We start from the raw sequence: 13,742 nt of genomic DNA on the forward strand, positions 1-13,742 counted from the left end.
TATCTCGGAGAGAAGCGGAGTCCTCGATGTCGGAACCGAGCGGTCGCCACGTACGGCTTTCTCCCCGGGGGCTGGCCGAACTGCGCCGGCGGACCGGCGACCGCGACGACCGGACCCTGACCGAAGCGTGTGCCATCGGCCTGGCGTACTGGGCGGGCGGCCGGAGCCCGGAGGGCATCGACCTGACGCCCGCCACCCTCTTCGCCGACGTGCTCGCCTGGGCCGACAACGGCGGTACGGCTCCGGCCGGCTGGGAGACCGGCACGGACGGCCACACCATCGGCCTTCCCGGGGACGTGGCGCGGGACGACGCGCAGCTCGCCCTGGACGACCTCGCCGGATTCCCCGACCGGCCGCTCGGCACCATCGCCCCCTCCGGTCCCGCCACCCGCATCGAGGAGCTGGCCCGCTGGAACGACACCGGCGCGGACCGGGACCGCCCCACGATCGTGGAGATGTTCCGCGCGCAGGCACGCCTGCGGCCGGACGCCGTCGCGATCGTGGACGAGCACCGCTCCCTGACGTACCGCCAGGCGATGCGGCTCAGCGCCCAGCTGGCCCACCACCTCGCCGGGCGCGGCCTCGCCGCCGAGCAGGTCGTCGGGATATCCCTCGGCCGCTCCGCCGAGATGGTCATCGGGCTGCTCGGGGTCCTCCAGGCCGGGTGCGCGTTCGTCCCGTTCGACCCGCTGTGGCCCGCAGCCCGGCGTGCCGTCGTCGCCGAGGACGCCCGGATCGTGCTCCAGCTCAACGGCGCGGGCGAGCAGACCCCGGGCGAACCGGAGGCCGTGGGAGTCGACCTCGATGACTGGGCCTTCGCCGCCCACCCCGACGACCCGCCCGCCGTGGCCGTCGCGGGCGAATCCCTCGCCTATGTGATCTTCACCTCCGGCTCGACCGGCCGGCCCAAAGGCGCGATGATCCGCCACGAGGCCATCAGCGAACGCCTGTTGTGGCAGTCCCGCGAGATCCTCGGCTTCGGCCACGACGACGCCTCGCTGTTCAAGGCCCCGCTCTCCTTCGACATCTCGATCAACGAGATCTTCCTGCCACTGGTCACCGGCGCCCGGCTGGTGGTCCTCCGGCCGGGCGGCGAACGCGACCCGCACCACCTGCTGGACGTCATCGCCGGGCACCGGGTCACCTTCACCTACCTGGTCTCCTCCATGCTCGACGTGCTCCTTGAGATGACCGGCGAATCCGGCCGGCTCGACAGCCTGCGCCATGTGTGGTGCGGCGGCGAGCTGCTGACCCCCGAGCTGTACGAGCGGTTCCGCGCCCGCCTCGGCATCCCCCTGTACCACGGCTACGGCCCCGCCGAGACGACGATCGGCGTCTCGCACGTCATCTACCGGGGCGAGGCGGAGCGCCTGTCCACCTCCATCGGCAAGGCCAACCCCAACACCCAGCTCTATGTGCTGGACGACGAGCTGCGCCCCGTGCCCGTCGGCGTCGGCGGCGAACTCTACGCAGGCGGGCTCCTGTTGGGCCGGGGCTATGTCAACGCGCCGGGGCTGACCGCGTCCCGCTTCGTGGCCAACCCCTTCGCGCGGGACGGCTCCCGGCTCTACCGCACGGGCGACCTCGCCCGGTTCATGCCGGACGGCTCGCTGGACTTCCTCGGCCGCGCCGACAACCAGATCAAGATCCGCGGCATGCGGCTGGAGATCGAGGACGTGGAGGCCGGCCTCGCCGAGCACCCCCGCGTACGCCACACCTGTGTCGTCGCCCGGAAGAACACCGCGGGCGGGACCTACCTCGTGGCGTACGTGATCCCCGCCGCCGGACACGAGGAGCTGACCCCGGAGGACGTCCGGGTGTGGGCCGAGGCGCACCTCGTGGAGTACATGGTGCCCGCCCACACCGTCGTGCTCGACGCCTTCCCGCTCACCGCGAACGGCAAGACCGACCGGGCCGCGCTGCCCGAACCGGTGCTCACGAGCGGCCCGGTGACCGCGCCCGCCACCGACGACGAGCGCACCGTGTGCGCGGCCGTGGCGGAGGTGCTGCGGCTGGACGCGGCCGGCACCGACCAGGACTTCTTCCGCCTCGGCGGCGACAGCATCCTGGCGATCTCGCTGCTGAGCGCGCTGCGCAAGGCCGGTCTCCACGTCACCGCGCGCCAGATCTTCACCCACAGCGTCCTCGGTGAACTCGCGGCGGTGGCGAGCCGCGAGGACGTCTCCACGGCCCGGGACGACGACGAGCCGACCGGACCCGTCGCCGGCACGCCCATCGTGCGGTGGCTCGGCGAGACCACCGACGCGATCGACGGATTCGTGCAGTCCGTGGTGGTGAACACCCCGGCGGACCTGACCGCCGGAGCGTTGGACGACCTCCTCACCGCCCTCGTCCGCCGGCACGGCATGCTGCGCGCCCGGCTGGTACGCGGCACACCGTGGAGCTTCGACATACCCGGGGCGGACGACGCCGTCGCGGCCTGGGAGGAGAGCGGCGCACCGCTCGACGCCTGCGTCGCCCGCGCCACCGCCGGACTCGACCCGGACAACGGCGTCATGCTGCGCGCCGTCTGGCGGAGCGAGGCCCGCCAACTGGTCCTGGTCGCCCATCACGTGGTGGTCGACGGTGTGTCCTGGCGCGTCCTGACCGAGGACCTGGCCACCGCCTGGGAGCAGTCCGTCGCGGGCGCCCCGGTCGCACTGCCACGCGAGGGCACCTCGTTCCGCCGCTGGGCCGGACTTCTCGACCACACCGCCTTCGACGCCGACCGGGACCACTACGCGCGCCCCCTGCCGGGCCCGGACGCGCCGCTGGGCCGCCGCCCCCTGTCCGAGGACGACACGGTCGCCCGGGAGCGCGCGCGGACCTTCAGGCTCGGCCCCGCCACCACCTCCGCCCTGCTGGGCGAGATCCCCGCCAGGTTCCACGCGGGCGTCAACGACGTCCTGCTCACCGGTCTCGCCGTCGCCCTCGCCCGCCGGCGACGCGACCTCGGCCAGGACCAGACCTTCGCGCACATCGAACTCGAAGGCCACGGCCGCGAGGGCCAGGCGGTCGCGGGCACCGCCGGATTCGAGCCCGACCTGTCGCGGACCGTGGGCTGGTTCACCACCCTCTTCCCCGTGACCGTGGACCCCGGCCCGGCGGCCGACCTCGCCGCCGCCCTCAAGGCGGTGAAGGAGGACCTCGCCCTCGTACCGCACCACGGCCTGTCCTACGGCGCCCTGCGCCACCTGCACGGCACCCTCGGGGCGTCGCCCGCGCCGCAGGTGCTGTTCAACTACCTCGGCCGTTTCGACGCGGGCACCGGCGGGGACTGGCAGCTCGCCGGGACCACCGGCCGGCTCGGCGAGAGGCGCGACCCGCGGATGCGGCTGCCGCGCGCCCTGGAGTTCAACGCCATCGCGGAACCCGACGCGAGCGGCGCCTACGGCCTCGCCACCACCGTCTCCTGGCCCGAGGGCATGTTCACCGACGAGGACATCGACACCCTCGGCGGATACTTCCAGGACGCTCTGACCGCCCTGGCCGCGCTCGACGGCGGCGGCCACTCGCCCAGCGACTTCGCGCCCGTCCCGCTCACCCAGGCCGACGTCGACGCGCTCGACGGACCCGCCCTGCGCGACATCCTGCCGCTGACCCCGCTCCAGGAGGGCCTGTACTTCCACTCGGTCTACGACGACGAGTCGGCGGGCAGCTACGTCGAACAGCAACTCCTCACCCTGGACGGCGAGGTGGACCCCGGACGGCTGGCGACGGCCGCCACCCGGCTGCTCACCCTGTACCCGAACCTGGCGGCCCGCTTCACGGCCCTCGCCGACGGCCGGGTCGTCTCCGTCCTGGAGAGCGGCACCGAGGCCCCCTTCACCGTCCTGGACCGGCCCGGCATCACAGACGAGGAGATCCGCGACCTCGCCGAGCGGGACCGTCGCGCCGGGTTCGACCTGGCCGCCGGACCCCTCATGCGGTACACGCTCGTGCGGGGCGGCCCCGGCCGTCCCGTGCTCGTGCAGACCGTGCACCACATCGTCGCCGACGGCTGGTCCGTGCCGCCGATGCTCCGCGCCCTGCTCGCCGAGTACCACCACCCCGGCGCGGCCTACCGGGCGGGCGGCTTCCCCGACTACGTACGCCTGCTCGCCGGCCGCGACGACGAGGCGAGCGACCGGGTCTGGGGCGAGCAGCTCGCCGGACTGCCCGGCCCCTCCCTGGTCGCCGAGGGCCACACCCCGTCCGACACGTTCGCCGACACGGCCGTGGAGCCCGCCCACGACATCGACACCGCCGCCCGCGAGGCCGGGGTGCCGCTGAGCGTGGCCGTGCACAGCGCCTGGGCGGTGACGCTGGGCGGCCTGCTGCACCGCGACGACGTGGTGTTCGGCTCCACCGTCTCGGGCCGCGACGCCGATGTCCCCGGCATCGCGGACATGGTGGGCCTCCTCATCAACACCATTCCGGTACGCGCCCGTTGGGCTGCCTCCACCACCGCCGCTGACCTGCTCGCCTCCGTACGCGATCACCAGAGCGCGGTCCTGGCGCACCAGCACGTCTCCCTGGCGCGGATCGGCCGCCTTGAGGGCGCCGCCGCCCGTTTCGACACCCTGGTGGTGTTCGACGTCGCCACCGATGTGACCGCGCTGCGCGGCCCCGGTGACGAGCTGGTCGTCGCCGGCATCGTGAACGAGGGCGCCCCGCACTACCCGCTGACCCTGGTGGTGGAGCGCGCCCCCGACGGCCGCCCCCGCTTCAACCTGATCCACGACGGCGCCCTCCTGCGGGAACCGGGTGCACGGCGCATCCTGGACACCTTCACCCGCACCCTCACCGGGCTCCTCTCCCGGCCCGGCACCCCGGTCCGGGAGCTGGCGGCCGAGGGCACCGCGCGCCCGGCAGCCCTCGCCCCCACCACGCTGGACGCCCTGTTCGACGCCGCCGCCCGGCGCGACCCGGCCGCCACCGCCGTCACCCGGTGCGGCCTCGACGGCACCACCACCTCCCTGACGTACGGGGAACTCGGCGCCGCCAAGGACCGGTTGGCCGCGACCCTGCGCTCCGCCGGGGTCCGGCCGGGGCTGCGCGTCGCCGTCGCCGTACCGCGATCCCTGGAGCAGGTCACCGCGCTCATCGCCATCGTCTCGGCGGGCGGCGCCTACGTACCGCTCGACCTGGCGTACCCCGACGAGCGGCTGGAGTACATCCTCGGCGACGCCGCCCCGCAGGCCGTCCTGGTCGGCCCCGACGAGCGCGAGCGCTTCACCGGACTCCTGGAGCGGGCGGGCGTCCCGGCCCGGGTGCTCGTCCTCGGCGAGGAACCCGTCCTCGGCGAGGCACCGGTGGTCACGGGCCCCGCCCCGCACGACCCCGCGTACGTCATCTACACCTCGGGTTCGACCGGCCGCCCCAAGGGCGTCGTCGTCCCGCACCTCGGCGTGGCCGCGCTGCTCGCGAACACCCGCGCCGACATGGACTTCGGGCCCGACGACGTGTGGGTGCAGTTCCACTCGTACTCCTTCGACTTCGCCGTCTGGGAGCTGTGGGGCGCGCTGGCGCACGGCGGCGAGCTGCTGGTCCCGGACTACGGGCTGACCCGCTCCCCGGTCGACTTCCACCGGCTGGTGCGCGAGCGCGGGGTCACCGTGCTCAACCAGACCCCGTCGGCCTTCTACCAGTTCATCGAGGCCGACCGGCACGCCGGGGAACGGGCCACCGCGCTGCGCCGGATCATCTTCGGCGGCGAGGCGCTGGACCCCGTCCGGCTGCGTGGCTGGGTGGAGCGGTACGGCACCGGCTCGCCCGAGCTGGTCAACATGTACGGCATCACCGAGACCACCGTCCACGTCACCCACCGGGTCCTCACCGACGGCGACTTCGGTGTCGGCGTCAGCCCGATCGGCGGCCCGCTCCCCGGCCTGACGGCCTATCTGCTGGACGACCGGCTCCGCCCGGTCCCGCCCGGCAGGACCGGCGCGATCTACGTGGCGGGGGACCAGGTCTCCCTCGGCTACCTGGGCCGCCCCGGCCTCACCGCCGGTCGCTTCGTCGCCGACCCCTTCGCGGACGACGGCTCCCGGATGTACCACACGGGCGACCTGGCCCGTCGCACGCTCGACGGCGAGCTGGAGTTCGCCGGGCGCGCCGACGACCAGGTGCAGCTCAAGGGGTTCCGGATCGAGCTGGGTGAGGTCGAGGCGGCGGTCCGCGAACTGGACGGCGTGGTCGATGTCGCCGTCACCCCGTCGGCCGACGGCGACCAGCTCATCGCGCACGTCGTGGGCCGGGTGCCCGGCGACCTCGGCGTCCTGCTCGCCGCGAAGCTGCCGGTGCACATGGTGCCCGGCCAGGTGCTGACGGTGGACGCGCTGCCGCTCACGGTCAACGGCAAGCTCGACCGCAAGGCGCTGACCGCCCGGGCCGCCGCGCGGACGGACACCGGCCACGCCGCGGTGGACGGCTCCACGCTCGCCGCGCTGACCGCGATCTTCGCGGAGGTCCTGCCGGGCACCGCCGTCGACGAGGACACCGACTTCTTCATGGCGGGCGGCGACAGCATCGTCGCGATCACCGTCATCAACCGGGCCAGGGCGCGCGGTCTGGCCATCGCGCCCCGGGACGTGTTCCTGTGCAAGACCCCGCGTGCCCTCGCCGGGGAACTGCGCTCGCGCGCCCCGCAGACCGCCGCGCCCGAGCGGAGGCGCCGCGACGACGGGCCCTTCGCCCCGACGCCGGTCATGCTGCGCAGGCGCGAACTCGACGGCACGCTCGACGGGTTCGCCCAGGCCCGGACGATGGTCACGCCCGAGGGGATCACGCCCGCGGACATCGAGCGCGCCGCGAACGCCGTCGTGGCCGCCCACCCGGCCCTGCGGATGAGCCTGGACACCCGGCACGGCGTGTGGACGCCGCGCACCGAGCCCGTCCGCGAGGTCTCCCTCGTCCACGCGGACTTCGGTGACCCGGCGCTCGCCGCCCACGCGGCCGCCGCACACCTGAACCCGGAGACCGGCGAGGTCGTCGCGTTCACCTGGCTGGCCGCCACCCGGACCCTGGTCGTCACCGCGCACCACCTCGCCGTCGACACGGTGTCCTGGCTGATCCTCCTGGACGACCTGGCCACCGCCCTGCGCGGCGAGGCACTGCCGCCCGCGACCACCTCCTACGCCGAGTACGCCGACGCGCTCACCGCCCGGGCCGCGCACACCACCGAGGACCTGGGCGACTGGATCACGGTGCTCGACGCCCCCGCCGCGCTGCCCGGCGACGGGGAGCTGCGCGAGACGACCGTGGTCCTCGGCCCCGAGGTCAGCGACCGGGTCACGCGTACCGCGCCCGCCGCCCTGGGCATCGGCCTCACCGAACTGCTCTGCGGCGCCCTGCGCACCGCCCTGACCCGCGTCCAGCCCGAGCCCACCGACCTCGCGGTCGACCTGGAACGCCACGGCCGGGTCCCCGCCCTGGACGGCCACGACTACACCCGTACCGTCGGCTGGTTCACCTCCATCGCACCCGTGCGCCTCACCCCGCACACCGACCCCGTCGCCGCCGCCCGGGAGGTCGTGGCGCGCCAGCCCGACGAGCACGGGCACGTCGCCTACGGCCGGCTCCGGTACCTCAACCCGCAGACCGCGCCCCTGCTCACCGCCCGCCCGCAGGTGCTCTTCAACTACCTCGGCCGGGGCGGCGAGTCCGACGCCCCGCGCATCACCGGCGGCGAGGGCGACAGCCCGTACGCCGTCGAGGTCAACGCCTGGACCGACGCGACCACCGGCAGCCTGCACGCCGAGTTCCTGCTCGCCGAAGGCGTCCCCGACGCGCTCACCGGCCACTGGCGCGCGGCGCTGGAACGCCTCGCGGAGACCGCCGCGACCGCCGAGCGCACCGCGCCGGTCACCCCGCTCCAGCGCGGCCTGTACTTCCAGGCCCAGCTGACCGGCGCGACCGGGCACTACGTCGCACAGAGCCACTTCACCTTCGACCGGCGCCTCGACACCGGAGCACTGGCCGACGCGATGGCGTACGTCATCGCCCGGCACCCCGTCGTCGGCGCAGGCTTCACCACCGACGACGACGGCAACCCGGTCCAGATCCTCCGGGCCGGGACCCGCGTCGGCGTCCGCACGGTCGACGTCGCCTCCGAGGCGGAGTCCGACGCCCTGCGCGCCCGGGACCGCGACACCGGGTTCGACCCCGGGGAGCCGCCGCTGATCCGGCTCACCGTGCACCGCCTGCCCGACGGCCGCGACGGGCTGCTGCTCAGCTACCACCTGCTGCTGTGGGACGGCTGGTCGCGGGAGATCCTGCTGCGGGACCTGTTCGACGCCTACGCGACCCTCGTCGCGGGCGAACCCCTGACCGACGCCACGCCCCGTACACCCGGCTTCGAGGACCACGCCCGCGAGCTCGCCGCCAAGGACCCCGCCGTGGCGGAGCGGTTCTGGGCGGAGCACCTGACCGGACTCACGGGCCCGACGCTGCTCGCCGGGGCCCGGCCGCCCCGCACGGACGAGCTGCCGCAGGCGCTCCTGCACACCCTGTCCGCCGAACTCTCCGAGCTGCTGCGCGGCGCGGCCAAGGCGCACGGAGTCACCCTCAACACCGTGCTCACCGGCGCCTTCGGCCTGCTGCTGGGCGCGCACACCGGCCGCGGCGACGCGGTGTTCGGCGTGACCGTCTCCGGGCGCGAGGGCGAGGGCCTGGCCGGCATCGTCGGCGTCCTGCTCAACACCGTGCCCCTGTGGACCCGCGCCCGGCCCGGTGACACGGCCGGGGAGTACCTGGCGGGCGTGCAGGCGGCCCGCGTCGAGGCCATGGAGCACGAGCACCTGGGACTCGGCGAGATCCAGCGTGCCGGCGGCCACGACACCCTGTTCGACAACCTCTTCGTCCTCCAGAACTTCCTGGACCTGGACGCCCTCGCAGGGATCAACGCCCGGCACGGCATCACCTCGGTGCGGGCCGACGACTCGACGCACTACCCGTACACCTGGGTCGTCACCCCCGGCGACCGGCTGACCGTCAAACTGGAGCACCGCGACGACGACCCCGCCGCCGCCCGCCGCCTCCTGGACGGCTACGTACGGCTGCTTGAGGACCTGGCCCGGGCCACGGGCCCGCTCGGCGCCCTGCCCGGCCCGGAGCAGGCGCCCGGACCGGCCGTGCGCACGGACGTCGGCACGGACACCGTCGTGGACCGCTTCGACCGGGCGGCCGACCGCCACCCGGACCGCGTCGCCCTCGTCGCCGACGGCGCGGCCATGACCTTCGGGCAGCTCCGGGACCGCAGCCGCGAGGTGGCCGGGGTGCTCGCCGGCCGGGGCATCGGACCGGAGAAGGCGGTGGGCATCGCCGTACCGCGCTCCCTCGACTCGATCGTGGCACTGTTCGCCGTGCTGCGCACCGGTGCCGCGTACGTCCCGCTGGAACTGGACCACCCCGACGAGCGGATCGCGGCGATCGTCGCGGACGCCCGGCCCGAGGTGACCCTCACCGTGAGCACCGTCGCACCCCGGCTCACCGGCGAACTGATCGAGCTGGACCGCCCGTTGCCCGCCGCCGCGCCGTACACCACCTTCGCGCCCGGCGCCCCGGGCCGGCTGCGGCACCCCGCGTACACGATCTACACCTCCGGCTCGACCGGGCGCCCCAAGGGCGTGGTCACCGAGTACGCCGGACTCACCAACATGCTCGTCAACCACCAGCGCCGGATCTTCGAACCCGTCCTCGCCGAGCACGGCCACCGCACCTTCCGGATCGCGCACACCGTGTCGTTCGCGTTCGACATGTCGTGGGAGGAGCTGCTCTGGCTCGCCGACGGGCACGAGGTGCACATCTGCGACGAGGAACTGCGCCGCGACGCGCCCCGGCTCGCCGCGTACTGCCTCGACCACGGCATCGACGTCATCAACGTGACCCCGACCTACGCGCAGCAACTGGTCGCAGAGGGGCTGCTCGACCACCCCGGGCGGCGGCCCGCACTGGTGCTGCTCGGCGGCGAGGCCGTCACCCCGGGCCTCTGGCAGCGGCTCGCCGACACGGAGGGCACCGTCGGCTACAACCTCTACGGGCCCACCGAGTACACCATCAACACCCTCGGGGTCGGCACCTTCGAGTGCCAGGACCCGGTGGTGGGCGTGGCCATCGACAACACCGAGGTGTACGTCCTGGACCCGTGGCTGCGACCGCTGCCCGACGGGGTCCCGGGCGAGCTGTACGTGTCGGGTATCGGCATCGCGCGCGGCTACCTCGGGCAGCCCGCCCAGACCTCCCACCGCTTCGTCGCCTGCCCGTTCGGCGCGCCCGGCGAGCGCATGTACCGCACCGGGGACCTGGTCGTCCGGCGGCCCGACGGCAACCTCGCCTACCTCGGCCGCACCGACCAGCAGGTCAAGATCCGGGGCCACCGCGTCGAACCCGGCGAGGTGGAGGCCGCGTTCGCCGCGCACCCGGCGGTCCGGTTCGCCGCGGCCGTCGCCCAGCCGGACCCCCAGGTGGACGGGGCCTACCGGCTGGCCGCCTACCTCGTGCTCGACCACGGTGATCTGGCCGCCGTCGCCGCCGAAGTGGGCGCCGCGCTCCCGGACTTCCTGCGCCCGTCCCACTACGCCGAGGTGGACAGCATCCCCCTCACCGTCAACGGCAAGGCCGACACCAAGGCGCTCCCCGAACCCAAACCGCTCGGCGTCCTGTCCGGGGCGGGGGAGCGCGCCCCGGAGACCGGCACCGAGATCACGGTGTGCGAGTTCTTCGCCGAAGCGCTCGACCTGGACGAGGACGAGGTGAGCGCGGTCAGCGACTTCGTCTCCCTCGGCGGACACTCCATGCTGGCGGTCCGGCTGACCGGGCTGCTCCGGCGGGAGTACGGTCCAGTGATCACCATCCGCGACCTGCTCACCCTGCGAACCCCCGAAGCGATTGCCGGCCACCTCGATGAACACTCCTGACACCCCCCGGCCCCGCCAGGGCGCCGCCATCCTGCGCACCGCACTGCGGCGCAACCTCGGTGCCATGGCCTGGGGAACCGTCCTCATGGGCCTCTACCAGGCCGGGGAGACCGCCTTCCCGATCGCGCTCGGCCTGATCGTGGAACACACCCTGCAACACCGCAGCCCCACCGCGCTCGGCCTGTCGATCGGCGCGCTGGCCGTGATCATCACGACCGTCTCGCTGTCCTGGCGGTTCGGGATGCGCGTCCTGCAGAAGGCGAACACGACCGAGGCGCACCGCTGGCGGGTACGGGTCGCGGCCTGCGGACTCCAGCCGGTGGCCCGGGACGTGGACCTGAAGTCCGGCGAGGTGCTGACCATCGCCACCGAGGACGCCGACCAGACCGCGGACATCATCGAGGTGGTGCCGCTGCTGATCAGCTCGGTGGTCGCGGTCCTGGTCGCCGCCGTCGCGCTCGGGCTCGCCGACCTACGGCTCGGGCTGCTGGTGATCGTGGGCACCGTGGCGATCCTGTCCGTGCTGAGCGTGATGTCCCGGCGGATCGGCGCCAGTACGCAGGAGCAGCAGGCCCGGGTCGCGCGCGCCGGGGCCAAGGTCGCCGACCTGATCACCGGTCTGCGCCCGCTGCACGGCTTCGGCGGCAACCACGCCGCCTTCGGCTCCTACCGCCGGGTCAGCACCGAGGCCAAGGAACAGTCGATCACCGTCGCCCGGGTCAACGGGGTGTACGCGGGCACCGCGCTGGCCCTCAACGCGGCCCTCGCCACCGCCGTCACCCTCACGGCCGGATACCTGGCCTTCGCCGGGCACATCAACATCGGGGAACTCGTCATGGCGGTGGGCCTGGCGCAGTTCATCATGGAACCGCTCAAGCTGTTCTCGGAGATGCCCAAGTACGTGATGATGGCGCGCGCTTCGGCCGAGCGCATGGCCCTGGTGCTCTCCGCGCCCCCGGTCACCGAGCCGGGGACCGGGAGCCCGGCGCCGGGCGGGACGCTGGAGATCGACGGCCTCCGCCACGGGGTGCTGCGCGGCGTCGGGTTCGAGGTGGCCGCCGGGGAGTTCGTGGCCGTCGCCGCCTACCAGCCGCGCGCCGCCGCCGACTTCGCGGCGGTCCTCGCGCTGTCCGTGCCTCCGGAGGCGTACGGGGGAGCGGTACGCGTCGGCGGGCAGGCGCTCGCGGACCTGTCGGCCGAGGCGGTCCGGGAACACCTGCTGGTCAACCCGTACGACGGGGAGATCTTCGCGGGCACCCTCCGGACGAACATCGACCCCTCGGGCACCAGCACCCTGCTCCCCGAGGCCGTCGAGGCGTCCATGCTGACCGACGTGGTCGCCCTCCACCGCGAGGGCCTCGACTACGCCATCCGCGACCGGGGCGCGAACCTGTCCGGGGGCCAGCGCCAGCGGCTCTCGCTGGCCCGCGCCCTGGCCGCCGACGCGGAGATCCTGGTGCTCCACAACCCGACCACGGCCGTCGACGCGGTGACCGAGCAGCTCATCGCCCGCAACATCGCGAAGCTGCGGCGGGGCCGTACCACCGTGGTCATCACCAGCAGCCCGGCCGTCCTGGACGCCGCCGACCGGGTCCTCGTCCTGGACGACGGCCTCATCACCGCCGAGGACACCCACCGCAACCTGCTCTCCACGGACGAGGCGTACTGCCTGGCCGTGGCGCGGTGACGCGGCGGTGACTCAGCCGAGCGCCCAGGCGACGTCCCTCAGCATCGCGTGCCGCCAGCCCGCGCGGTCGTGATCCGCGGGGGAGCGCGACACGCGTACCGCCGCCCCGGCCTGCTCGGTCAGGGCCTCGACCGCCGCGCAGTGGGGGAGCATCCGCGTCTCGTGTTCGCCGAGGTCGAAGGCGATGCGGAGACCGGAGAGATCGGGCCGCTTCCGGAGCCGGTCGGCGAGGGCGCCGCCGACCGGGCCGTCCAGCAGGTCCGTACGGTCCGCGCGGTCGGGCGCCCACCAGAACGACCCCGACTGGCAGGCGACCCGCGACACCAGCTCCGGGAACTCCACGGCGGCGTACAGCGCGCTCAGCCCGCCGAGGCTCTGCCCCGCGACCACCAGCGTGTCCGGGTCGGCGGACACACCGGACTCCGCGACCAGGGGCAGCAGTTCGTCCCGGACCGCCTCCCACAGCTCCGGCCGGCAGGCGAACTCGCCCACCCGGTCCTTGGACGGCAGGAAGACCAGGGTGACCGGAGGCAGCGCCCCGTCCGCGACGGCCGCCTCGAACGCGGTCATGGCCGGGTGCAGATACAGCCAGTCGTCCCCGTCGAGCAGCAGCACCACGGGCCCGCCCCCGGCCACCGGGTGCACGCGCACCGTGCGGCGCCCGCCGAGCCGCGCGGAGGCCCAGCGCAGCCGGGTGCGGGGCACGGGCAGGACGTCGTCCGCGCCGACGAGAGGCCAGTACGGCTGCGCCGGGGCGTCCGGCGTGGCCGCGATCGAACGGTCGCCACCGGCGGCGGACGGGTTGAACGGGTCGGCATGCGCCCCCTCGTCCGTGAGGAACCGGTAGGTCACCCGCAGCCGCGCGGGCATCGGCACCTCCGCGTACCAGCAGTCCGTGCCGCCCCACCGGCGCAGCGGCAGCGGTTCCCGGGTCCAGCTCTCGAAGGCCACGTCCGCCGGGCCGCCGCGCCAGAGGAACAGCGTCACCCAGCCGCCGCCCCCACCGGGCCGCGACACGGGCGTCCTCGCCGCCGCCCAGAACGCCTCGGTGCCGGGTTCGCCGGGCAGCCCGAATGCGGCGAAGGGGCTGCCGGTGGCGGCCAGGACCTGATCCGTGCGATCGCCGGAGGGCATCAGGGGTCTCCTTGTGCAGGGGG

At 74.3% G+C, this 13,742-nt stretch carries 3 protein-coding genes; 2 read left to right on the forward strand and 1 reads right to left on the reverse strand.

All coding sequences use genetic code 11. From position 1 onward, the window contains the following. The first annotated feature begins 26 nt into the window (after positions 1–26). Both OG867_RS29635 and OG867_RS29640 read left to right on the forward strand, forming a co-directional pair. On the forward strand, positions 27–10,898 hold the full coding sequence (locus OG867_RS29635) for an amino acid adenylation domain-containing protein (RefSeq protein WP_406290006.1): 10,872 nt from the start codon (positions 27–29) through the stop codon (positions 10,896–10,898). Continuing rightward, positions 10,885–12,585 carry an ABC transporter ATP-binding protein gene (locus OG867_RS29640; RefSeq protein ID WP_406290008.1) on the forward strand — a complete coding sequence of 567 codons (1,701 nt, stop codon included), beginning with the start codon at positions 10,885–10,887 and terminating at the stop codon, positions 12,583–12,585. Before OG867_RS29635 ends, OG867_RS29640 begins: the two co-directional genes overlap by 14 nt. Before the next feature lie 12 nt (positions 12,586–12,597). Here the strand turns inward: OG867_RS29640 and OG867_RS29645 are convergent, their stop codons facing one another. Continuing rightward, positions 12,598–13,719: an alpha/beta hydrolase-fold protein gene (locus OG867_RS29645; protein ID WP_406290010.1), complete on the reverse strand. Its 1,122-nt coding sequence runs from the start codon at positions 13,717–13,719 to the stop codon at positions 12,598–12,600. Positions 13,720–13,742 lie beyond the last annotated feature (23 nt).

Source organism: Streptomyces sp. NBC_00209, assembly GCF_045206345.1.
In the GTDB taxonomy this organism is placed as follows: Bacteria; Actinomycetota; Actinomycetes; order Streptomycetales; family Streptomycetaceae; genus Streptomyces.

Excerpts from the sequence above, each read along its gene's own strand:
- OG867_RS29635 (WP_406290006.1), top strand. The coding sequence starts at position 27 with ATGTCGGAACCGAGCGGTCGCCACGTACGGCTTTCTCCCCGGGGGCTG.
- OG867_RS29640 (WP_406290008.1), top strand. The coding sequence starts at position 10,885 with ATGAACACTCCTGACACCCCCCGGCCCCGCCAGGGCGCCGCCATCCTG.
- OG867_RS29645 (WP_406290010.1), bottom strand. The coding sequence starts at position 13,719 with ATGCCCTCCGGCGATCGCACGGATCAGGTCCTGGCCGCCACCGGCAGC.